The organism is Cnuella takakiae (assembly GCF_001953305.1).
GTDB lineage: Bacteria > Bacteroidota > Bacteroidia > Chitinophagales > Chitinophagaceae > Flavisolibacter > Flavisolibacter takakiae.
The window spans coordinates 3,665,055-3,688,957 of record NZ_MTFE01000010.1 but is presented as its reverse complement, the minus strand read 5'-3'; the positions used below and the strand labels follow the sequence as shown (position 1 = coordinate 3,688,957).

The 23,903-nt window shown below is 48.9% G+C and carries 19 protein-coding genes; 12 read left to right on the top strand and 7 right to left on the bottom strand.

Annotated elements, in window-relative coordinates; all coding sequences use genetic code 11:
* Window positions 1-192: 192 nt before the first annotated feature.
* Complete coding sequence (locus BUE76_RS15985; RefSeq protein ID WP_073047913.1) at window positions 193-1,431, top strand: MFS transporter; 1,239 nt, start codon at window positions 193-195, stop codon at window positions 1,429-1,431.
* A gap of 79 nt (window positions 1,432-1,510) precedes the next feature.
* On the opposite strand, the gene BUE76_RS15980 is transcribed toward BUE76_RS15985, so the two are convergent.
* Both BUE76_RS15980 and rpsT read right to left on the bottom strand, forming a co-directional pair.
* Window positions 1,511-3,178 (bottom strand): M14 family metallopeptidase, encoded by a 1,668-nt coding sequence (locus tag BUE76_RS15980; RefSeq protein WP_245798427.1) that lies wholly within the window; start codon window positions 3,176-3,178, stop codon window positions 1,511-1,513.
* Window positions 3,179-3,475: 297 nt separating this feature from the next.
* Window positions 3,476-3,730, bottom strand: coding sequence for a 30S ribosomal protein S20 (gene rpsT, locus BUE76_RS15975; RefSeq protein WP_073047903.1), 255 nt, complete (start codon window positions 3,728-3,730; stop codon window positions 3,476-3,478).
* Window positions 3,731-3,959: 229 nt separating this feature from the next.
* On the opposite strand from rpsT, the gene BUE76_RS15970 reads away from it, so the two are divergent.
* The 4 genes from BUE76_RS15970 to BUE76_RS15955 all read left to right on the top strand — a co-directional run bounded on the left by BUE76_RS15970 (window position 3,960) and on the right by BUE76_RS15955 (window position 10,249).
* A complete protein-coding gene (locus BUE76_RS15970) occupies window positions 3,960-6,701 on the top strand; it encodes a 2-oxoglutarate dehydrogenase E1 component (RefSeq protein WP_073047900.1) in 2,742 nt (913 codons plus the stop codon).
* Window positions 6,702-6,797: 96 nt separating this feature from the next.
* Entirely contained in the window at window positions 6,798-8,033 is a 1,236-nt protein-coding gene (gene odhB / locus BUE76_RS15965) for a 2-oxoglutarate dehydrogenase complex dihydrolipoyllysine-residue succinyltransferase (protein WP_083596699.1), read from the top strand.
* A 147-nt stretch (window positions 8,034-8,180) separates the two neighbouring features.
* Window positions 8,181-9,026: a hypothetical protein gene (locus BUE76_RS15960; protein WP_073047894.1), complete on the top strand. Its 846-nt coding sequence runs from the start codon at window positions 8,181-8,183 to the stop codon at window positions 9,024-9,026.
* Between the two features lie 53 nt (window positions 9,027-9,079).
* A complete protein-coding gene (locus tag BUE76_RS15955; protein ID WP_073047891.1) occupies window positions 9,080-10,249 on the top strand; it encodes an RsmB/NOP family class I SAM-dependent RNA methyltransferase in 1,170 nt (389 codons plus the stop codon).
* Here BUE76_RS15955 and BUE76_RS15950 read toward each other — a convergent pair.
* From BUE76_RS15950 to mnmA, 3 genes are all read right to left on the bottom strand, one after another.
* Window positions 10,244-12,196 carry a S8 family serine peptidase gene (locus BUE76_RS15950; protein WP_073047888.1) on the bottom strand — a complete coding sequence of 651 codons (1,953 nt, stop codon included), beginning with the start codon at window positions 12,194-12,196 and terminating at the stop codon, window positions 10,244-10,246. The genes BUE76_RS15955 and BUE76_RS15950 overlap by 6 nt on opposite strands.
* A gap of 9 nt (window positions 12,197-12,205) precedes the next feature.
* Window positions 12,206-12,985, bottom strand: coding sequence for a hypothetical protein (locus BUE76_RS15945; protein WP_143157463.1), 780 nt, complete (start codon window positions 12,983-12,985; stop codon window positions 12,206-12,208).
* A gap of 114 nt (window positions 12,986-13,099) precedes the next feature.
* On the bottom strand, window positions 13,100-14,200 hold the full coding sequence (gene mnmA / locus BUE76_RS15940) for a tRNA 2-thiouridine(34) synthase MnmA (RefSeq protein ID WP_073047882.1): 1,101 nt from the start codon (window positions 14,198-14,200) through the stop codon (window positions 13,100-13,102).
* Between the two features lie 213 nt (window positions 14,201-14,413).
* Between mnmA and BUE76_RS15935 the strand changes: the two genes are divergently transcribed.
* Window positions 14,414-14,668, top strand: coding sequence for a DUF3072 domain-containing protein (locus BUE76_RS15935; protein ID WP_083596696.1), 255 nt, complete (start codon window positions 14,414-14,416; stop codon window positions 14,666-14,668).
* Window positions 14,669-14,779: 111 nt separating this feature from the next.
* On the opposite strand, the gene BUE76_RS15930 is transcribed toward BUE76_RS15935, so the two are convergent.
* Window positions 14,780-15,388: a hypothetical protein gene (locus BUE76_RS15930; protein ID WP_073047879.1), complete on the bottom strand. Its 609-nt coding sequence runs from the start codon at window positions 15,386-15,388 to the stop codon at window positions 14,780-14,782.
* A gap of 169 nt (window positions 15,389-15,557) precedes the next feature.
* On the opposite strand from BUE76_RS15930, the gene BUE76_RS15925 reads away from it, so the two are divergent.
* The 6 genes from BUE76_RS15925 to BUE76_RS15900 all read left to right on the top strand — a co-directional run bounded on the left by BUE76_RS15925 (window position 15,558) and on the right by BUE76_RS15900 (window position 22,446).
* Window positions 15,558-15,761 carry a hypothetical protein gene (locus tag BUE76_RS15925; RefSeq protein WP_073047876.1) on the top strand — a complete coding sequence of 68 codons (204 nt, stop codon included), beginning with the start codon at window positions 15,558-15,560 and terminating at the stop codon, window positions 15,759-15,761.
* Between the two features lie 5 nt (window positions 15,762-15,766).
* The gene (locus BUE76_RS15920) at window positions 15,767-16,222 is read left to right on the top strand and encodes a single-stranded DNA-binding protein (RefSeq protein ID WP_073047872.1); all 456 of its coding nucleotides are present in this window, start codon (window positions 15,767-15,769) and stop codon (window positions 16,220-16,222) included.
* A gap of 75 nt (window positions 16,223-16,297) precedes the next feature.
* Complete coding sequence (locus tag BUE76_RS15915) at window positions 16,298-18,142, top strand: FAD-dependent oxidoreductase (protein ID WP_073047870.1); 1,845 nt, start codon at window positions 16,298-16,300, stop codon at window positions 18,140-18,142.
* 84 nt (window positions 18,143-18,226) lie between these two features.
* Window positions 18,227-19,615 (top strand): Gfo/Idh/MocA family protein, encoded by a 1,389-nt coding sequence (locus BUE76_RS15910; protein WP_073047867.1) that lies wholly within the window; start codon window positions 18,227-18,229, stop codon window positions 19,613-19,615.
* A gap of 356 nt (window positions 19,616-19,971) precedes the next feature.
* Entirely contained in the window at window positions 19,972-21,057 is a 1,086-nt protein-coding gene (locus BUE76_RS15905) for an Ldh family oxidoreductase (protein WP_073047864.1), read from the top strand.
* Between the two features lie 69 nt (window positions 21,058-21,126).
* Complete coding sequence (locus BUE76_RS15900) at window positions 21,127-22,446, top strand: aspartate kinase (RefSeq protein WP_073047862.1); 1,320 nt, start codon at window positions 21,127-21,129, stop codon at window positions 22,444-22,446.
* A 240-nt stretch (window positions 22,447-22,686) separates the two neighbouring features.
* Here BUE76_RS15900 and queA read toward each other — a convergent pair whose 3' ends face one another.
* The gene (gene queA / locus BUE76_RS15895; protein ID WP_073047859.1) at window positions 22,687-23,736 is read right to left on the bottom strand and encodes a tRNA preQ1(34) S-adenosylmethionine ribosyltransferase-isomerase QueA; all 1,050 of its coding nucleotides are present in this window, start codon (window positions 23,734-23,736) and stop codon (window positions 22,687-22,689) included.
* Window positions 23,737-23,903: the final 167 nt, after the last annotated feature.

The window sequence follows — 23,903 nt, the reverse complement described above, 5'->3', positions numbered from 1 at the left end:
GGCTTTTTGCTTTTATATACCCCATGGAGGAATGAAACGGGTTGCCCGCAAAGACGCAAAGTAAAGGAAGCAAGACTGTGCTCAACTTTGCTCCTATGTCTTTTACTTTCCCCTTGTTGTTAGGTTTGACCCTAATCTTAGCGCATCGCGTTTTTGCGTGAAATCCTTTTGCTTTTGCGATCTTTGATTACCATGCAAGGTAAAAGTACCATCATCCTCATCCTTTTAGCGGCCATTAATTTTACCCATATTCTCGACTTCATGATCATGATGCCATTGGGTAATTACCTGATGCCATTTTTTAAAATTCATCCTGCGCAGTTCACCTATCTGGTGGCGGCTTACACTATTTCTGCAGGCATATCTGGTTTTCTGGCAGCATTCTTTGTCGATAATTATGACCGCAAAAAAGTACTGCTGTTTGGATACATCGGGTTCCTGCTGGGCACACTGGCTTGCGGGTTGGCACCTACCTATCATTTCTTACTTGGCGCACGGCTGCTGGCTGGCACATTTGGTGGGTTGATCGGCGCACAGGTGCTGTCTATTATTTCGGATATGTTTACTTACGAGCATAGGGGCAAGGCAATGGGAAGCGTGATGTCTGCATTTGCAATCGCTTCTACTTTGGGTGTTCCATTTTCGCTTTACCTCGCCAATCTATTCTCATGGCATGCACCCTTTTTGATGGTGGTGCTTATTGGAGCCGTGACTGTTCCCTTTATTTTCCGGTACATTCCAACTTTGAACAAGCATATTATACCAGGCACCGAGCAACCTAGTTTAAAACAACGCTGGACCATCATGCAAAATGTTTTGACCAGCCCAACACAAAGGCTCGCCCTTGTATTTTCCGGTATGATCATGTTGGGACATTTTTTAGTTATTCCCTTTATCAATCCATTTCTTGAGTTTAATAAAGGCTTCTCCAAAGCACAAACGCCAATGGTATACCTGGCAGGTGGAATAGCTTCTTTTTTTGCTGCCAATGTTTTGGGTAAGCTGGCCGACAAAAGGGGAAAGTTGAAGGTCTTTACTATCTGTGTGCTGCTTTCATTGCCATTGGTTGTACTGCTTACCAATTTGCCTGATATGCATTTCGCCTTGGTACTGGTCATTTTTGCATTTTGGTTTGTATTATCAACCGGAAGGGGCGTAGCAGCACAGGCCTTGGTCAGTAATGTCATTCCGCCTGCAACCCGCGGTAGCTTTATGAGTTTCAATAGCAGCATACAGCAACTGGGAACCAGCCTTGCTTCCCTGCTGGCAGGAGTAATAGTTGTGGAAAGAGGTAATGGACAAATAGCCAATTATCCCTGGATTGGTGCAGTAAGTGTGGTGGTGTTGGTTGGTTGTGTTATCATAGGCAACCGGATTTTTAGAAGCGTTGATGTCAAAGCCTCTTCGCAAGTAGCAAGCGCAGTATCATAAAACCTGACCTGTAATTTTTTCGGATTGCTCAATTATCTGAATAACAAAAAAGGAGTACGGTTACGTACTCCTTTTTTGTTTAATTGGCTACCCGGTAAACCGGGTATTGTAAATGTGCAGGCTCGTACCAGGGTGAGTTCTTGTAAACGAAATCCAATTGTGCAGCTGCGCTTTTTGCAAACTCAGGATCCTTCTTTTTCCTTTCTTCTAATAATGCTTTCACTTCGGGATGGCTGGCCAGGTACGCAGCAGCTGTATCCTCAAACATATAGTCGGAAAAGCCTTCTTTTTGTCCCAGTACCGGATCAAAAAAGTTCCAGGCGAAATAGCTGTCCTCCGCTTCCGGTTCTAATGTTTGTACCAGGAAATGCCAGGCTGGCTGGTTCAACGGGATCAGGTAATCGCCTGTATGAAACAAAATTTTCTTTACCTGCTTTTCAGTTTGCACTTTGCCATTCAGGTGGTGGCCTTCGAATGGACGGGGAGATGCCTGGTAGGATAGGATTCGGTATGACTCCACCTCAATCATGCTATCTTTTTTCAGCGGCACCAGTTGCACCCCGTTAGCCTGCAATCTTTCAACTACCTTCACCCAACCCTTGGGCAGCACATATGCTTTTGGTGCAGTTACCCGTGCCGTATCGCGGTAGAAATCGTAAAAAGGAACCTGGCGGGTAAAAGGCTTTTCCCGGTCATAATAGAGGCGAGGAAGACCAGATACAGCACTGCTTTTTTTACCTGAAGTATAACCCTTGAAAGTGATCAGTGATTTTTGGGTTGTATCGAGTGTCCACTTGATGGGTAAGTCTTTGATTTGTGCATACGCTTCCTGCTGTTGTTTGCGCAGCTGTGTTATTTGTTTGCCATTGGTTGCGGTGAATTGAATGAAAGATTCCATCAATGCTTTTGTAGCTGCCACCCTTTGTGCGTAGGGCTTCAGCATATGTGTTTCGGGTACAAATGCAAAGCTGTGCCAGAGCGATGCATAGCCGCTGCTGTATCGCGGGCTGTCCCAGAACATACTCCAGCCTTGCTCCGGCGTTTCGCCAAAATGGTTGACATATGGCACCAGGTCGAAGCCACGTTTTTGCATGTCGGCAAAAAGTGCGGGAACAAAGGTTTCTTTCAGGTATTTGCCCATTACCCCTCCCAGCTTGTTGTACTGCGATGCAATGAGGGTCATTACGTGCTGGTAGTCGGCGCCGTTGCTTACATGGTTGTCAATAAATACATCGGGATCCAGTTCGTGGAAGATGCGGGTAAATGTAGTTGCCTCTTTGGAATCAAGCTTGATGAAATCGCGGTTGAGATCCAGGTTCTGGCTATTACCCCGGAAGCCAAATTCATCCGGGCCATTTTGATCTACCCGGTAATTGGCACTGCGGTTGAGCGCGCCACCGATATTGTAAACAGGCACAACTGCCAGTACGATGTTTGCGGACAATTTCAGTTTACCTGCAACAATATCCCGTACCAGCAGCATGCTGGCATCGATGCCATCAGGTTCGCCGGGATGAATGCCATTGAGTACAAAGATGATATTGCGTTGTTTGCGTTTTAGCGAAGCGATATTGAAATCCTTATCGCCAGAAACCAATACAAGGTGGAGCGGGTAACCGGCATCAGAAGGGCCTGCGGCTTTCATCTGTACAATAGGGGATGCAGCATCCATACGTTGCCACCAACGGATCACTTCAGGGTAGGTGGGCGTTTGGGTACCTTTTGATGTTTCGAAAAGGGTCGGCATAGATTGAGCGGTAGCCAAAAACGAAAGGGCTACACAAAAAGAAAGTAGCAGATAACGCATGCCCCGAAGATAGGGTGAAGTGTTGGAAGCAGTTAGGGAGGGTAGGAGTTTATATATGTAGGGTTGGATGGTTTAATTAGATAGCAAATCTGGTTAGCACTTGATAAAAAACAGCGGCATTAGCCACTGGTGTGTTGCTGCATGATCTTTTATCCTTGGTGCCTGCATATGGAAGCTGGTAACAACGAAAAAAGGCGTCACAGCGGACGCCTCAAATATCTTTGAAAGAGATAGCGATTAAGCGAGGGTGTTCAGACGCTTAGCCAGCTTGCTCTTCAGGTTGTTAGCCTTGTTCTTGTGGATTACACCACGCTTGGCAAGCTTGTCGATCATTGCGATCACGTCAGGCATTTTTTCGCCGGCAGCAGTCTTATCTTCCAGTGAACGCAGGTCACGTACAGCATTACGGGTAGTTTTACCATAGTAACGGTTACGTTCGCGGCGCTTTGCAGACTGACGCACATCTTTCTTTGTTGCCTTATGATTAGCCATGTGTTCTTTTAATTTGGACGGCAAAGGTAAGTATTCGAAACAAACATCCAAACATTTTTTTGCCTTATGTTTTAAGCTCCCAAAAATAGCTTATTCGCGACCACACTTGCCCTTAGGTAAGTAGCTTATTGAGCACTGTTGCTGTTAAAGATAAAAAGCGTGTTTTAAACAGTTCTTTTTACCCGATATTTGCATACCTCTCAAAAAAATAACGTTCAAACCTCGCTTGATGAAGGATTTTTCGTACATAACCCATTCACATCCAGCCTACATCGAAACCCTTTACCAGGGCTACGTTGCAGACCCGGAAAGTGTTGATCCCGAGTTCAGAAAGTTTTTCGAAGGTTTTGACTTTGCCGTATCGAAGGTGCCCGATGCCGTAAACGGTGCCAACGGCAAAGCGGTAGACGCAGGCCAGCTGGCTAAAGAGTTTGCTGTGTACAACCTGATACAGGCTTATCGCCATAAAGGCCACCTAATTGCCGACACCAATCCCATCCGTAAACGTAAGGATCGCGGTGCCAATCTCGACCTCAAATTTTTTGGCCTGCAGGAAGCCGATCTGAAGCAAAGTTTTGCCGCAGGCCAAATTATTGGCCTGGGTAATGCTACCCTGCAAGTAATCATTGACAAACTGCAGAAAATCTACACCAACAAAGTAGGCGTAGAATACCAATACATCCTGAAACAGGACCGCCTGGAGTGGTTGCAAAAGGAAATTGAGACCAACCTAAACCAGCCTCTGCCTATCGAGCGAAAACGCCGTGTGCTGGAGAAGCTGAACCAGGGTGTGATCTTCGAAAAGTTCCTGCACACAAAATATATTGGTCAGAAGCGTTTCTCACTGGAAGGCGGCGAAACCACCATTGCTGCACTGGATACCATCATTGATGTTGCCGGTGGAAGCGGGGTTAAAGAAGTGGTTATTGGTATGGCCCACCGTGGCCGCCTGAACGTGCTCGCTAATATTCTGGGAAAGACTTACGAACAAATCTTTACCGAGTTTGAAGGCACCGCAATCCCCGACCAAACTATGGGCAGCGGTGACGTAAAATACCACCTTGGTTTTTCTTCAGAAGTACAAACCGTGAACGGCAATACTGTTAACCTGAAACTGGCGCCCAACCCTTCGCACCTTGAAGCGGTGGATCCTGTTGTGCTGGGTTATAGCCGTGCAAAAGCAGATGTGTTGTACGACTCTGAATTTGATGCCGTACTGCCCATCCTGATCCATGGTGATGCATCTGTTGCAGGCCAGGGAATTGTGTACGAGATACTGCAGATGAGCAACCTGAAAGGTTACTACACCGGTGGTACCATGCACTTTGTGATCAACAATCAGATTGGTTTTACTACCGACTTTGATGATGCACGCAGTGCCGATTACAGTACCTCTGTAGCTGCAATGGTGCAGGCACCTGTACTGCATGTTAACGGCGATGATCCCGAGTCTGTGGTACGCTGCGTGGAAATTGCCACCCGTTACCGCCAGCAGTTCAATTCTGATATCTTCATTGATATGGTATGCTATCGTCGCCATGGACACAACGAAGGTGATGATCCGAAGTTTACCCAGCCTGCTCTGTACGCGCTGATTGACAAACATGCCAATCCACGCGAAACCTATGTACAGTACTTGCTGCAACATGGCGAAAGCGATGCACAGGAACTGGCCAAGGAAATGGAAAAGCAATTCTGGAGCGACCTGCAAGACCGCCTGGATGAGATCAAACAAAACCCGCTGCCTTATAAATTCCAGCAACCCGAACTGTGGTGGCAGAGCCTGCGCCGGGCAACGGCCAACGACTTTGATGCATCGCCTGTAACAGCTGTTTCTGAAGAGGAAGTGCGCCGCCTCTTTACAGGTTTGATGAAATCGCCAGAAGGATTTCAGCCGCTGCGTAAAGTGGACAAGCTGCTCCAGGACAAGGTGAAGCTTTTTGATGCGGAACAAAAGATTGACTGGGCTACTGGCGAACTGCTGGCTTATGCATCACTTGTTGCTGAAGGCAAGGAAGTGCGTATGAGCGGACAGGATGTGAAACGTGGTACCTTCTCGCATCGCCATGCTGTAATACGCGACGAAAACACCAATGCCGAATTCAACCGGGTAAACCAGTTTGCCGCCGATGGCAAGCAGTGTTTTAAAATTTACAACTCCCTGCTCAGCGAATATGCCGTGTTGGGTTTTGAATATGGTTATGCCATGGCCAACCCCAATGCCCTGGTATTGTGGGAAGCCCAATTTGGTGATTTTGCCAACGGTGCACAAATCATCATCGACCAGTTCATTGCTTCTGCCGAAACGAAATGGCAGCGGATGAATGGGTTGGTGATGTTGCTGCCCCATGGTTATGAAGGACAGGGCCCCGAACACTCAAGTGCCCGCCTGGAGCGCTTCCTGCAGCTGTGTGCGGAAAATAACATGTTTGTTACCAATATCACCACTGCCGCCAACTTCTTCCATGTGCTGCGCCGCCAGCTGGCCCTGCCTTTCCGCAAGCCGCTGATCAACTTTTCGCCAAAGGCGCCATTGCGTTTGCCAGCCACCTATTCGCATATCACAGAATTTACCACGGGTGGATTCAAAGAGGTGATTGACGATGCTTTTGTTGGCAACGCATCGGATGTAAGCAAAGTGCTGTTTTGTAGCGGTAAGGTTTATTACGACCTTGCTGAAAAGCAAGCCAAGGAAGGCCGTAAAGATGTTGCCATCATCCGCATGGAACAACTGTACCCGCTGCCTGCCAAACAACTGGAAGCGCTGTACGACAAGTACAGCAATGCCACCTGGTTCTGGGTTCAGGAAGAACCGCTGAACATGGGTGCCGCTTCCTTCCTGCAGATGAACCTGAAGAACATCAACTTTGGTATCATCAGCCGCCAGCCTGGTGCTGCCACGGCTACCGGTTATTCCAAAGTGCATGCGCAGGAGCAGGCCGAGATTGTTGACACCGCTTTTTCAATTTAGAATAAAAACGAACTGCACCGCTTGGAAAAACCTATGAGGCTTTTTTAAACCTTATAGGTTTGCAAAAGGTGTTCAAAAACAAGAAACAACTGAATCATGATTGATATCAAAGTTCCTACCGTGGGTGAATCGATCAACGAAGTAACCCTGGTAAAATGGCTTAAACAGGATGGCGCATACGTTGAAAGGGATGAAGTGATTGCAGAATTGGAAAGCGAAAAAGCCACCTTCGAACTCAACGCCGAACAAGCCGGCTTGCTGAAGACCGTAGGTAAAGAAGGCGACACCCTCAATATCGGCGACATGGTAGCCCAGATTGACGAGACTGCACCCAAGCCCGAAGGCGCTGCTGCTCCTGCCGCAGCTGCTGCACCTGCACCTGTTGCAGAAAGCAAACCTGCAGCTCAGCCCGCACCTGCCGCTGCTCCTGTTACTGCTGTAGCCAATGATATCAAAGCCACGCCGGTTGCTTCGGCAATCATTGCGGACAAAAAAGTAGATCCCAAATCCATACAGCCTTCCGGCTTCAATGGTAAAATACTGAAAGGCGATGTGCTGGATGCTCTGGCCAATCCCGGCCGCAAACCTGGTACGGAAGCATTCGGCCGCAACGAGCGTAAGGAGAAAATGAGCAACCTGCGCAAAACCGTTTCGCGTCGCCTGGTGGAAGCCAAGAACACCACTGCCATGCTTACTACCTTCAACGAGGTAGACATGGGCGCCATCATGGCCATCCGCGCTGCAAACAAAGACAAGTTCAAGGAAGCGCATGGCGTGAACCTGGGCTTTATGTCCTTCTTCACCAAGGCGTGTTGCTTTGCGCTCCAGGAGTTCCAGGCAGTAAATGCTTATATCGATGGCGACAGCCTGGTGTACCACGACTACTGCGATATTTCCATTGCTGTTTCTGCACCCAAAGGTTTGGTCGTACCTGTTATCCGCAATGCGGAAAGCCTGAGCATGTTCGAGATTGAAAAAAAGGTGGTGGAACTGGCAACCAAGGCTCGCGACAACAAGTTGTCGATGGAAGAAATGCAGGGCGGTACGTTCACCATTACCAATGGCGGTGTATTTGGTTCCTTGCTGAGCACGCCCATCATCAACATCCCACAATCGGCCATCCTGGGTATGCACAAAATACAGGAGCGCCCAATGGTAATTGATGGTAAGATCGAAGCGCGCCCCATGATGTACCTGGCCCTCAGCTACGACCACCGCATCATCGATGGCCGCGAGTCGGTAGGGTTCCTGGTACGCGTAAAAGAACTGCTGGAAAATCCGGAGTTGCTGCTTTTCGGCAAAGACCCGGTGAAAGCATTGCTGCAACTCTGATGCAGGTCAAATTATTTGGAAGCGGTCCGCAACGGACCGCTTTTTTTATACCCCTAAGTGCAAGCATTAAGCTTAGTTGTTATATTGTGTTGTGGTGATTTGGGACTGTGGCCTTTACCAATTTTCCCTCAACTAAAAGCCTGATAAATGACCAAGACCTACCTGCCCCTTTTGCTGCTGCTCTGTATAATGTTCACCGCCTGCCAAAAGGAAACTTCCATTGATACAACCAACGGCGGTGGTAACAACGGTGCCCGCATTGCCCGGCTGGTTTACCAGTACAGCGCCTCAGATAGTTCGGTAACAGAGTTGCGCTACGATGCTTCCGGTCGGTTTATTGGCTATACAGCGCCCAATGGCGAACCCTTAATGGGCGATCACCTGGCTTTTACCATCAATAGAAACAGTACCGGCATAATCCAGTCATATACCTACCGTGATGCTACTACCACGGGCACCGAAGAAACTACATACAATGTCTTTTACGATGCCAGCCGCAGGCAGTATACCCACAAGTTGGCAACATTGCAGGACAGTGCCGGAAATGTGTATTTGGACAGTACGGTATTTGTGTACAATGGGCAAAAAGTGGAAACCTCGCGATACTATATCAAAGAGCCTGTCAGCGGTTTGTCCGGCGAGCTCTCGCAATCAAAGTTTGCGTATGATGGACCCGGCAATGTTGCAACCATTAATTTGTTGTTTACCGATTTCTCAACTACCAACCTGGTGCCCCTGGTAGAGTTGGGTTTTCAGTATGATGGTAAGGTCAACCCTCTTGCTTTAGGCGTGGAAGGCGTTCTGACCGACTTTCTGTTTTTTATATCTCCAGCCAATTTCACCAAGGTAACCGCCCGGGATTTGGCAACGCCCGGAAGTACACCCGTGGATTTTATTAGTGCTACTTATACCTACCGTTCCGACAACCGGCCTGAAAAGGCGACCCTTACAGTTGATAGTAACCAAATAGAAGTGCTTTACCGTTACAACTAGGTAGGAATGATAAAAGTGATTGTTTGCGCTACAATCGCTTTTTTTGTGTCCTCATGTTTGTACGTGCTTACCTCGACACCGCCGCACTCATCCTCGATCAATATCATGGTGAGGAACCGTTGCCTTCTTTCCTGAAAAAGTTCTTTGCAGCCAACAAAAAGTTCGGTTCCCGCGATCGCAGGCAGATCAGCCATCTTTGTTATTGTTATTTCCGGTTGGGACATGCCATGAAAGACACACCGGTGCAGGAGCGCTTATTGGTTGCCCTTTTTTTGTGCAGTGATGTTGCGCAACCCGTGCTGGCCCAACTGGCACCTGAATGGAATGCGCTTGCTGCATCAACTCTTAAAGAAAAAATGGCACTGCTTGCAGAACGCTATCCTTTTCAATTGGAGGAAATTTTCCCTTTTACCCATTGTTTATCGGATGCAATAGAGCAGGCACCATTTGTCCAATCCTTCCTGGTTCAACCAGACACTTACCTGCGACTACGTCCCGGTAAAGAAAAAAAGGTGAAAGCCCAGCTAAATGATGCAGGAATAGATTTCTATACTGTTGTGCCCAATTGTATTGGACTGCCACCAGCCGCCAAGCTGGACGAACTGCTGATGTTGAACCGCGATGCCGTAGTGCAGGATAAAAGTTCGCAGCAGGTGCTTTCTTTACTGGAGCCCCATTTTCCCGACCGTAAAACTGCTTTTTCTTCCTGGGATTGTTGTGCTGCAAGCGGAGGTAAGTCGCTCCTCCTGCATGACCTTTACCCAAATGCCCGCATCACTGTTTCCGACATCCGGAGTTCGATCATCGTAAACCTGAAAAAACGTTTTGCTGCTGCCGGCATTTCCGATTACCATTCTTTTGTGGGTGATATCGGCGCTCCTGAATTTTCCTGCAACCAGTCTTTCCAGTTGGTGATTTGCGATGCACCCTGCAGCGGGTCGGGTACCTGGGGCCGTACACCCGAACAACTGTATTTTTTCACGGAAGAAAAGATCAACCATTATGCAGCTTTGCAAAAGCGCATTGCCGTACGTGCCGCAAAGCAGGTGACCAAAGGTGGCGTATTATTGTACATTACCTGTTCTGTGTTTAAAGCCGAAAACGAGGAAGTGGTGGCGCATATCAGCCAGGAAACAGGCATGCAGCCAGTAGGTACGCAATACTTCAAAGGTTATGGACAAAAAGCAGATACGCTTTTTGCAGCTGCATTTAAAGCATTATAGTTTAACCAACTCCAGCGTCGTTATTATTCGATCTTCCGAGGCTATGCGGAGGTAGTATTTTCCGGCAGCCAACAGGGTAGTGGGCAGGCTTTGCTGGTAAAGGCCAGCAGGCTTATCGAGCTGTTGTTTCCATAGCTGCTGCCCGGCCTGGTTGTACAACTGCAACGTCACCCTGGAAAGTGTTTCCGAAAAGTTCAACTGTAATTGCGCGTTTCCATTTGTTGGGTTAGGGGTAATATTATATCGTTGGCTGGTGTGGCATGCAGGTAAATTGCTGATGGAAATGGTATCAAGGTAAACCGCGTAAAAGCTATTTGCAGATGTATCCAGCACCTGTTGGATGCGATAAGTAAAATTGCCTGTAAGACCTTCAGGCCTGTCGGTGAACTGGTAGCTTTTGTTGCCCCAATTTTCTCCGTTTGCGTTTACAGTACCTACGGTCTTGAAATTACTGCTGCCCGGGTCCAGCCTTTCGATCTGGTAACGCATGGTGGCTACATCCTTGCTTTGCCATTGGATCAACGCACCACAGGCTGCCGCCGAAATAGTTGCACTTGCATTTTGTTTTAGTAAAATTCCGGTTGCTATCCGCATATCCGGAATGCCGAATCCTAACCGGGAGTTGGGTGCAGTAGCTAAGGATCCAGAGCTGCGCATTGCTTCCATGATCTCCCAGTTGTTGCGTTCCGGGAAGCCCTGCCACAAACAGGCAGCAAGGCCCGCCATATTGGGGCAGGAAAATGAAGTGCCGTTACCTGTAGCGATGCTGCCATTGGCGCTTTGCAATACCGTACGCACACCTACCGACACCACATCGGGTTTAATTTTTCCATCGCTTGCAGGGCCATAGCTGGAGAAAGCCGCAGAATTGCCAGCAGTATCTATTGCACCGATGGCAAGCACACTGTCGCCATCGGCAGGTGTACTGATGTAGCGCCAGGCACTGGCTCCTTCGTTGCCTGCCGAATTGATCACCAGTATGCCTTTGCGGGCCGCAAGGTCGGCACCTCGTGCCGTGATGGATACACCTCCATTCATATCTGCATAGGTATAACTGCCCAGACCATTATCAAACTGGTTATAGCCTAAAGAGGAACTGATCATGTCGCCACCGGCACTGTCCAGCCTTTCAGCAGCACTTACCCAATTCAATTCTTCTACCTGTGTTTCGGAGCCTGCATCTTCACTCCGGTACAGGTAAAAGGAAGCCTCAGGTGCCGTACCTACAAAGGTTCCAGGCATGTTAGCGGCAATAATGGAAAAACACTGCATGCCATGGGCATCATCTTCTGCAACGCTGGTATCGCCGGCAACAAAATCCCAGGTGCCCAGCACGCGTCCCCTGCTGCGGGTACTGTCGAATGCAGGAAGAGAATGGTACCGGTAAAACCCGGCATCCAGTAAACCAATGACCATTGTACCACCACGCAATCCAAGGTTGTGCAGAAAGACGCCTTTATGGATGTTTACCTGCTTTTCGGATCGGCCATACTGGTAAAAGTTTTCCTGTGTTCCCGTGGGCCCCAAAGTGCTGGTTGTGACCTCTGCTTCAGCACCCATCATTGGTTTGGATACCCTGTTGGCAGGCTGCAGGTTGGTGCGCACCTGCCTAGTGTTTGCCACAAAGGGCAGGTTGCCTACCTGGTTTACTGCCGCAACCGGTGCACTGATGCTTACTGCATTCAGCCACCTGCTGCGGTTCAATACCCTTACACCTGGAACAGCTTCCAATTGGGTAATAAAAGTATTGGGGATTGGCAGATCGGTACTGTCTATGGAAAGGCCATAACGCTGCCGGCGTTCCAATGCCCTTTGTGATAAGAATGCGGAAGGATTATTCAGGGAATGCGTGGCAGGTGCTTTATGCCTGAAGAAAACAAGGTACTGTTGTGCCGAAGCCTCGCCAATGCACAAGCAAAATAAGAGGGCGCACAACAGGGTCTTCATACATTTTCTTTAGTTATGATCAACCATCCACATCCGGATGCCGAAACCGGTTTTGTAAGGATTAAAGGTTGTGGCATCCTGCTGGTTGGGGTTGTTTTCCAAGAGCAACAATTGCCGCGCCACAAGTCCTACGCCAACTGCATATTTATCCGCAATATAACCGATACCATACAGCCGGTATTGGGGGTTGGCCACCGACAAGGTATCAAATACCTGGTTGAGTTGTTCAACGGTCCATACGCTGTCGTATTGCCTTCCTGACCATGTTTCCCGCAAGGGGCCTTGCCATTTGTAGGTCCATTTTAGGGGTTCGGTAAAAAGCAGGTTGTTGTACGCGCCATAGGCTGCAAAGGGCAGGTACTGGTTGCCATTCCATGCTGCTCCATCCCGCAGGGGCAGTTGCAGGCGTATGGTGCGCAGATTGTTTTCCAACTGTTCCAGCCTGTTGTTGTAAACAGATAGGGTATAGGTGGTACTCGCGCTCCATGGGCCACTACCCAGCGAATCGTTGAGGAAACGGAAAATGCGCCATGCCGGTTTGCCTTGGTTATCTACAATCAAAGTATCCCAAACATCTTTGGCAAGGTAACGCCTTGTTGCCAGCACACGACCCTGGAGTATGGGCACGATAGAGTCGAGCCGGTAGGTGATGTATTTGCCTTTGTAGGCAGGCGCCAACCGGGTTATGGCTTCTGGAGCGTACTCAGGAAGTTGGATGCTTTGAGTGGACTTGGTGCAAGCTAATACCAGTAGTGCGCAACAGGCGCATAGCAAGGGAAACAGGCGCATAAGAAGGGTAAGGTTTCGTCGTTCGCCGGTAAAGGTAGCCTCCCGGTGCAGCCTGCCTAGTAGGATGAATTCGAATAAAAAAGAAACCCGGGTAAGCCCGGGTTTCTTTTTTATTTAAAATGCTTTTTGGATAATGCCGCCGCCAATTACATCGTCGCCTTCGTAAAAAACAGCGCTTTGCCCGGGTGCAATGCCTTTGGCCTTTTCGTAAAAACGAACATTTACCTGGTTTGTACCGGTAGGATGGAGGGCTGAAATACTGCCTTTGTCCTTGTACCGGATCTTGGTCAGTACCTCCGCATCTGCAGCCACAGAATCGTATTTCATCCAGTTGATGCGGCCTACCTGCATGTCTTCCTTTTCCAGGTCGGCTTCATCGCCAAGAACAACGGTATTGGTATCGGGATCAATGCCGGTAACATAGGCAGGTTTGCCCAGGGCAATATCCAGACCTTTGCGCTGCCCAATGGTATAAAAGGGATAACCTTTGTGCTGGCCCAGTTTCCTGCCGGTTTTGTCAACGAAATAACCACCCGCCACCCGCTCTTCCAATCCGTCCACTTTACGCTTCAGGAAACCGCGATAATCGTTGTCGGGTACAAAACAAATTTCGTAACTCTCATGCTTTTTGGCCAGTTCGGGATAACCAAAGTCATGGGCCATCTGCCTGATTTCGGTTTTGCGGTAGGTGCCCAAAGGCAGAAGCGTGCGGCTCAGCAGGTCTTGTTCCAGTCCCCACAGCACATAGCTCTGGTCCTTGGTTTCGTCCACACCCTTACGGATGAAATACCGCCCATTATCGTGTTGCAGCACCTGGCCATAGTGACCAGTGGCAATAAATTCGCAACCTAAAGCATCTGCCCTTTTCAGCAGTGCCCGCCATTTGATGTGGGTATTGCACAGCACACAAGGGTTTGGTGTACGGCCGGCCAGGTATTCGTCCACAAAATTCTCCACCACGAAAGAACCGAACTCATCGCGGATGTCGAGGATATAATGCGGGAAACCATGCTCCACAGCCGCCTGCCTTGCATCGTTGAACGAATCAAGGTTGCAACAGCCGGTCTCTTTTTTTGAACCGCCACTTGCGGCATAGTCCCATGTTTTCATGGTAATGCCTATAACTTCATAACCCTGCTCATGCAGCATCAGTGCGGTAACCGTACTATCGATACCGCCGCTCATGGCTACCAAAACTTTTCCTTTCCTGCTCATAATTGAAGCGGCAAAGGTACAACAGCAGATTGGGGGAATTGTCTTCTGATTGTTAAGAAAACTGTTTGGGGTGGTCTTATTGAAAATAGGGTCGTCGCAGGCGGAAAATCAGCATTCATTCCAATTAGTTGCTTAAGCCATTTTGTAAAGATGACCTTTCCCCAAAAGTGTTTTGGCCTGCTGTTTTTTTCTATCCTTGCTAAATAAATTAGTATGAAAAACGAACAGCAGCATAACCGCGAACAGGACAAAGACCTGGAACAACAAACCAATAACCTTCGGGGAGATAATACAGAGAAGGACCCTGATGAGTGGGTTACTGGCGATGAGCCCATTACCGGGGCGCAACGGAGTTATTTAAAAACCCTTTCAGACGAAGCTGGCGAAACCTTTGACGACCAGATCACAAAGGCAGAAGCCTCGAAAAAAATTGATGAACTGCAGCAGAAAACCGGTAGGGGACAATAAACTTAAATTGGTTACTGTAGTAATAAAAACCACGAAAGCAGGTCGTTCTCCTTTGTACATTGAATATGGAGGTCTGAGAACGCCCTGTCTCGTGGTTTTTTAATTTGAAAATTACTGTTTAGGAATAATCACTTTCCCTTTCTTTCCTTTGGGCTCCATGCGTTTTACCATGTGCTCCAATTCTTCCAGTTCGCCATTTTGGGAGCGGGTAACTACAATATTGTCCTTGTCCTGGAGCGTGCAGATCCAGTATATTTTATTCTCAGCCTGTACTTCGGCTACGCTGGTTATTTCATAATCAACATAATTTGACTTCAGCACTTGCCGCTCTTCTTTAGGCAGGTCTTTTTCGCTGCCATAACAAATGCCGTAAATCATATAACCATTGCGGGCAAAAAGTGCTTTTGACTTACGACCTGCCAGGTCAAATTCCGCCAGGTAAGCTCCCTTTAATGCCGACCAGTTTGCAGTGCTTGCGTTTTTGTAGGTATAGTTCAACGAGCGGACGGCTTTGGCACTCACCTCGTTGATGGGCAGGAAATTGCCTTTTGAAACAGTTGCCCCACTTTCTTTATTCCCCTCGCTATTTTCCTGGATGCCACTGATGGCGGCAGTAGTAGCTAAGGCAACTGGTTGATCGGATTGGGCATGGATACTGGTAGGGTTGAGCAGGAGTGCAGCAGCGGCACTGAACAGGGTGCTAAGCAAATAGTTTTTCATTGTTTTAGGTTTTGGGTGATTGAAAAAACTTAATTCAAAGCTAGTTCAGTGTGGAGGGGAGGGCTAGCCAATTAGCCGTAGTTGGCTTATTGTCGCTGTGAACGGTTGCAGGTGCCTGATGAATGCGCAGTAGCAAGTGGCGCATGACGGTTTTTTACAAATGGGCTCTATGGGCATTAACAAATTGTTTGTCCTGGAATTTTTTTTAGAGGGAATGAAAATGGGAATGCTAAAAGGTTTAGTTGTGGAAAGATTGCTGGAACCCGCTACAGGCCTAAATTTGAGGGCTCTTTTGTCCATTTTGCTAAATATTTTAACCAAAATACTTGCAGGAAAGGAGGGATTGTTTTTATCTTGTGGTTCTAATATTTGAGTACTATGATTAAGATGCAAGTTATCGGACGCCTGGGTAAAGATTGTATGGTAAATACCGTAAATGGTAAAAACGTAATCAACTTTACTGTAGCACATTCCGAGAAGTACAAAGACAGCCAGGGCAACAATCAGGAACGCACAACCTGGGTTGACTGCGCATATTGGACCGACCGCACGGCCGTTGCACCCTACCTTACCAAAGGAACACAGGTGTACGTAGAAGGTGCACCCGAAGTACGCACGTTCACCCGTAACGATGGCACCAGCGGTGCTACACTCACCATGCGGGTACGCGACGTACAACTGCTGGGTGGCCGTGATAGCAATAGCGTTGGTGGCGGTGGCTCCAATAATTACGGTCAGCAGGATAACGGAAATCAAGGTGGTTACAACAACAATCGCAACGAAGCTCCTGCCTCCAGTGGAATTGGCGAGCCGGTTGATGATCTGCCGTTTTAATCAACCCTTATAAATTGCTAAAGCCTTCCATTACGGAAGGCTTTTTTTATTTTCAGCAGCAAAACCCTTTGCTGTATGTTGCGCCTGCTGCTGTACTTCCTTTGTTTTCCCCTTCTTGTATTATCCCAACGTAGGGCCCAGGTGCTGGTAGTGGGTGGCGGTACCGGTGGCACGGCTGCTGCTATACAGGCTGCACGCAGCGGGGCTAAAACCCTATTAATAGAGCCTACGACGATGCTGGGTGGCATGCTTACAGCAGCCGGTGTTAGCTGTACCGATGGTAACCACCTGCTCAACAGCGGCATGTGGCAGGAGTTCCGGGAAGCGCTATACCGGCACTATGGTACCCGCAACCTGGGTAGCGGCTGGGTAAGCAATACCTGCTTTGAGCCATTTGTAGGTGATAGTATCCTTAAGGCAATGGCAGCTGCCGAGCCAAACCTGGAAGTGGTGTATGGCTTTTGGTTTACAGGGGTAAATAAAAAGGGCAACAGGATAGAGGGTGCCCGGTTCACCAATAAAAAGGGCGAAAAGCTAGACATTGTGGCAACCGTCACCATCGATGCTACCGATCTGGGAGATGTGCTGGCAAGTGCCGGTGCTGCCTTTTACCTGGGTATGGACGATCCAAAAGCAACTGGTGAAAAAGAAGCCCAGGAGAGGAATGGGATCATTCAGGACCTTACCTGGACGGCCATTTTGAAAGATTATGGTGTTGGTGTAAACCGTACCATTCCCAAGCCGGTAGGGTATGATGCAACCCGGTATTATTGTTCCAACCTACAGGCACCCTGCCCCAACGGTAAACCCTGGAATGGCGATGTGCAAAAAATGCTGGAGTATGGGCGTCTTACCACCAGGGACAGCACAGAAAAAAAGTACATGCTCAACTGGCCCATTCATGGCAATGACACCTATCTGGATGTGGTACAATTACCCGAAGCCCAACGGCAGCAGGCTTATGCTAAGGCCAAAGAGCAAACCCTAGGTTTTCTCTACTTTTTACAAAATGACCTCGGCTTAGAGCACATCGGTCTTGCAGATGATGAACTGGAGGGCGGCATGGCCCTGGTGCCTTATCACCGTGAAGGACGCCGTTTAAGGGGCAAAACACTGCTGGCTATTCATCACCTGCAGCATCCCTGCAACTATAACCTGTTCCAGTCAGGAATTGCTGTTGGCAACTACCCGGTAGATCACCACCATGGCCAGTATATGGGCAAAGTGCCCGACCTGGAGTTCCCGCCCATTCCCGCATTCAATATTCCGCTTGGTGCTTTGATACCGGAAACGGTCGGGGGACTTATTGTTTGCGATAAAAGTATTTCCGTTTCCAATATTGCAAATGGCAGTACCCGCCTGCAGCCGGTAGTACTGTTAACCGGGCAGGCGGCTGGTGTGCTGGCAGCTAAGTCAGCGATGGGAAATCGTCAACCGGCAGTTGTTCCGGTGCGGGAAGTACAGGCCGATTTGATCGCTGCAAAAGCTTACCTCATGCCCTTTACCGATCTTACACCTGATGATCCGCATTGGGCAGCCATCCAAAGGGTTGGAGTGCGGGGCCTGCTGAAAGGGGAAGGCAAACCGGAGGCCTGGGCCAATAAGATGTTGTTTCATCCCGATAGCCTCACCCGAAGTGCCGAACTATTGGCTGGATTGCAACAGGTACCGGCATTTAAAACCAAGTGGGTGCAGGGCCTGGAAACTAACAATTCGTCATTTATAACTGGTTCCTGGTTGTTTGACCTGCTTGCACAGGTTCAGGCTGCTGGCTTTAAACCTGCAGGCAGCCCTGATGCAAAGGCATTGGATCAGTTTTACCAGAAAGCTTTCAATAAGTCCCTGGTACCGTCAGCACCCATGCCGCGCAGGGAAGTAGCGGTTATTTTGGATGCATACATCCAGCCATTGTCCTGGTAAAAAAGGGTCTTTTCTTTTCCGGGGTTTGACTTCCAGGAAAGATAAATACTTAACTTCCTGATCAACACGCTTAAATCGATTGCCATGTCCACCCGTCGCCGCTTTTTACGCAACCTCGGTAATGCCGGTTTGCTGCTTCCGCTTGCCTCGCTGGCCAATATTCCCGATCATGAAATTGAACAACGGATCATTCCCTACGAACGCCGCTACAGCGCTAACGATGTCATTCGCATCGGCGTGGTTGGTTTTGGCATCATGGGGCTCAACAACACCCGAACTGCATTGAAGGTACCCGGTGTTGAACTTGCCGCCGTATGCGACCTCTACAAAGGCCGGCTGGAAAGGGCAAAGGAACTGTATGGTGCGAACCTTTTTACAACCCAGAATTTTTCCGAACTGCTTGACCGAAAAGACATCGATGCGGTAATTGTAGCCACTTCCGACAACTGGCACGATGTAATTGCCATTGAGGCCATGCGCAAAGGAAAGGCCGTGTATTGCGAGAAGCCGCTGATGCAAAACATCGACCAGGGTGTTGCCATGGTAAAGGCCCAAAAGGAAACCGGTAAGCCCATGCAGGTAGGCAGCCAGCGTATTTCCTCCATTGTATATGCCAAGGCAAAGGAACTATATCAGCAGGGCGAAATTGGTACCCTCAACTGTATTGAAGCCTCTTTCGACAGGCATGATGCTTTGGGTGCCTGGCAGTACACCATGCCCTTGGATATTTCGCCCGATACCGTAGATTGGAAGCGCTTCAACCGGCACAATCCAAAAGCGGCTTTCGATCCTAAACAATTCTTCTGGTGGCGCAATTACCGCGAGCATGGTACCGGTGTTGCCGGCGACCTTTTTGTGCACCTGCTCACGGGCATTCACTTCATCACCGGTTCGCATGGGCCATCCCGCATATTTGCTTCGGGTGATACCAGCTACTGGAAGGATGGCCGCAATGTGCCCGATGTAATGACGGGTGTGATGGAGTATAAAGCAACACCCCAGCACCCTGCATTCCAGGTACTCCTTAAGGTAAACTTTGCTTCCGGCGGCGAGCGGCCCGATGACAGCCGCATTCGTTTTTATGGATCGGACGGTTCAATTGATTTTGGGGGTGGCGGCATACAGGTGTACCGGAATAAACTGGCAAAAGCGCCGGGTTATGGCGGTTGGGATGCTATGGATACATATCCAAAGGCCATGCAGGAACAAATCATTGCCGCGTACAACAAACGTTGGAGCGATGCCGATAAAAAGAATGACTGCAAAGAGGTAATCAAGTTCCAGGCGCCTCAAGGTTACAATGAGCACCTCGACCATCACATGAACTTTTTCGAGGCTGTGCGTACCGGCAAGCCCGTAATTGAAGATGCGCTCTTTGGCTTCCGTGCCGCAGCGCCCTGCCTGCTGGCCAATGAAAGTTATTTCCAGGGCAAGGTGATGCATTGGGATGGCATGGACCGCAAATTATTATGATTAGGAAAGATTGATATGAAACTCCTAACCAGTTGCACTCTATTGTAGATTTTATGTGGCACTATTCAATGCTGTAATGCGTGCAGTGATGAACTTTTAAAATCGTATGCATTACAGCATGCATATAAAGAACAACACTGAATACTAAATTAAAATTGGGCGGACTATGCAGCTGAAAGGAATGTGATACTTCTGAATTTTTACGCTGTTTTATCCTGATGATAACCTTGCTGGTCAATTTCCTTCAATCATATTCTGAGCATGGGCCTGGGCATTTGGGGTAGCATTCTTTGAGATAAAGTCATATAAATCATTTCAAATCATACAAATCAGCGGTTCCGGTTACTTTTGCCCCCATGCAGGAAACCATCCTCTCCTACAGCGATCTTTTTCGCTTTACCCAATCTGTTTTTGAAAATATCGGCTGCCCTACCGGAGATGCGGTGCTGGCAACAACGGTATTACTGTCCGCCGATGTTCGGGGTATCGACTCGCATGGCGTTGCCCGTCTCACAGGCTATGTTCGGTTATACGAAGCCGGTAGAATAAATCCTACGCCCAATGTCCGGATCATTCATGAAACCCTTTCTACGGCAACCGTTGATGGTGACAAAGGTTTGGGCCTGGTGGTTGCGCCCAAGGCCATGCAAATAGCCATTGACAAAGCAAAGCTTGCAGGTACCGGTTGGGTGAGTGTAAAAAACAGCAACCACTATGGCATTGCAGGCTATCATGCCATGATGGCCCTGCAACAGGATATGATTGGTATCAGCATGACCAATGCCAGTGCCCTGGTAGCGCCTACTTTTTCAACCGAGCGCATGCTGGGTACCAACCCCATTTGCGTAGCCATCCCTGCAGGGGAGCAGCCGCCTTTTGTTGCTGATATGGCAACCACAACGGCTGCCAACGGCAAACTGGAAATATTACAACGCAAAGGTGGCGAAGCGCCACTGGGTTGGGTGCAGGATAAAGTAGGGCAGGCAACCCCCGATGCACATGCCCTGAAAACAGGCGGTGCGCTTTTACCCCTGGGCAGCGACCGCGATCATGGCAGCCACAAAGGCTATGCACTGGGTTCCATCGTCGATATATTTTCAGCTGTGCTCAGTGGTGCATCTTATGGTCCCTGGGCGCCACCTTTCCCTGCCTACGTGCCCATGCCCCAGAACATGCCCGGTGAAGGTCTTGGTCATTTCTTTGGTGCCATGCGGGTGGATGCCTTCCGTCCGGCGGAAGAATTCAAGCAGCACATGGACAATTGGATTAACCGTTTCCGCAACGCCACACCTGCCGACCCGGCGCAACCCGTACTCATTCCCGGCGATCCGGAAAGAGAAATGGCGGCCATCCGCATGCAAACCGGAATTCCGCTGCATGAAGCCGTTGTTGCTGACCTGAAAGCATTATCAGATAAACTAAAAATTGAATTCAACTACTGATTTTTATTCAACCATCTGCTGTTAATTTTGCAACTCATCTAAAAAAGCCTCCACAAGAGCGAACAGGTCATGAAAATTATGAAGTTCGGCGGCACCTCCGTAGGTAAGCCGCAACGCATGTACGACGTAGCCCGCCTGATCACTAAAGACAGCGAGCCTAAGATCGTGGTATTGAGCGCCGTTTCGGGAACCACCAATTCCCTCGTTGAAATCGCCAACCTGTTGGCGGCACAGAAACGGGAAGAAGCCAAGGAGAAGATCGACGTGCTGGAGGCCAAGTACCAGGAGTTCATTAAGGAACTGGTACAAAAGGAAGATGCTTATGCCCAGGCAAAAGCCATCATCCAGGAGCATTTCGAATTCCTGAACATCATTTTAAAAATTTCCTACAGCGAAGCCCTGAGCAAGGATATCCTGGCGCAAGGCGAGCTGATCTCTACCAAGCTCTTTTCCGTTTACCTCGGCGAGCAGGGTATTGACCATATGCTGTTGCCTGCCCTCAACTTCATGAGCATCGACGAAAATGACGAGCCCCAGGTGGCTGCCATTTCCGAAAAGCTGAAAGCACAGGTGGCACAAAACAGCAGTAAAAACTTGTTTATCACCCAGGGTTATATCTGCCGCAACGCCAAGGGCGAGGTAGATAACCTGAAGCGTGGCGGTTCGGATTACAGTGCGTCATTGATCGCTGCTGCCATCAACGCTTCTGTTTGCGAAATCTGGACCGATATCGATGGCATGCACAACAACGATCCGCGTGTTGTAAACAAAACCCAGCCCATTGAGCAACTAAGTTTTGACGAAGCTGCGGAGCTGGCCTATTTCGGCGCAAAGATTTTGCATCCTGCATCCATCTGGCCTGCACAGCAATACAATGTGCCGGTAAAGCTCCTCAACACCATGGAGCCTGAAGCAAAAGGCACCACCATTACTTCTGAAGCTGCCAGCAAAGGCGTGAAAGCAGTTGCAGCTAAAGATGGTATTACTGCCGTAAACATCAAGAGCAGCCGCATGCTGCTGGCCTATGGTTTCCTGCGTAAGGTGTTCGAAATCTTTGAAAAATACCGCACGCCCATCGACATGATCACCACTTCGGAAGTGGCCGTATCTGTTACCATAGATACGGATGCTGCTTTGCCTTCTATCCGCAAGGAACTGGAAGCACTGGGTAGCGTGGATACTGAAAATGATATGACCATTGTTTCCATCGTAGGTAACGAAATTGCCCACAACACCGAAACCCTACAGGATGTGTTCAACAGCCTCACTGGTGTGGATGTGCGCATGATTTCTTATGGCGGCAGCCCGCACAATATTTCTATCCTGGTGCCCGCCGCACAAAAGAAGGAAGTGTTGCAGAAGATTAATAGTGGGGTGTTTAAACTGTAACCTCATCCCCCGGCACACCCCCTGTCCCCCTAAAGGGGGGAACTTAGGCCGAAGCTATCTTCCTATAAAGAAAGCCACTCAGTTACTGGGTGGCTTTCATGTTTCATTTCCTAAATGCAATTAAAATAGAGGAGTTAAATAAATGTTGGGTATAAATGCATAAAGCCACTCAAACAGAGTGGCTTTATGCATGCTAAAGATTATTTGACCTAAGTTCCCCCTTTAGGGGGACAGGGGGTATTACAGCACCAACAACGCATCGCCATAGCTAAAGAAACGATACTTGTCCTTGATGGCTTTTTTATAAGCTTCCATGGTCAGGTCGTAACCGGCAAAAGCGCAGGTCATGATGAGCAGGGAAGTTTTGGGCAGGTGAAAATTGGTTACGAGCGAATCGGCAATGCTGAAATCGTAAGGCGGGTGGATAAAAGTATTGGTCCAGCCTTCGGAAGGTTTCAAAAACTTTTGCGCGGTAAACGATGACTCCAGTGCCCGCATGGTGGTGGTACCAATAGAGCAGATGCGGTGACCTGTTTCTTTGGCCTTGTTTACAATTTTGCAGGCAGTGTCTTCAATACGGTAGTACTCTGCATCCATCTTGTGTTTGCTCAGGTCCTCCACCTCAATAGGGCGGAAAGTACCAAGGCCGGTATGCAGGGTTACTTCGGCAAATCGGATACCCTTGATCTCGCAACGCTTGATCAGCTCGCGGCTGAAGTGGAGCCCGGCAGTAGGCGCCGCCACAGCACCTTCGTATTTGGCGTAAACGGTCTGATAGCGTTCCCGGTCTTCTTCATCGGGCTTGCGCTTGATGTATTTTGGCAGCGGGGTTTCACCATGCACTTCAAGCACCTGGCGGAACTCGTCTTCGGTACCGTCGAACAGGAACTTGATGGTACGGCCACGCGATGTGGTATTGTCGATTACTTCAGCAACAAGGTCTTCATTGTCGCCGAAATACAGTTTGTTGCCTACGCGGATCTTCCTTGCGGGATCAACGATCACGTCCCACAGCTTGTGTTCCTTGTTCAGTTCACGCAGCAGGAATACTTCGATCTTGGCACCTGTTTTTTCCTTCCGGCCATACATCCTTGCGGGAAAAACCTTGGTGTTGTTTACCACGAAAGCATCCTTGTCGTCAAAATAGTCCAGGATGTCGCGGAAGTTCTTGTTTTCGATGTTGCCCGATTTACGGTCAATCACCATCAGGCGGGAGTCTTCACGTTTTTTGGCCGGATTTTGAGCAATTAGGTTGAGCGGGAGGTCAAACTTGAATTGTGAAAGCTTCATGGGCTGTTTTTATTATTCCTTGCCGCATGAGGTGGGTACCAGGCAGTGTAGCGGGTAGAAGCAGCAGCGCCCTGATGTGGGCTATCGCTGTACTATTTTATTATCGCTAAACGCTGAGTTCTGCAACCACCGGTCTTACGGCACCGTTAATGGTCAATGTACAAAAT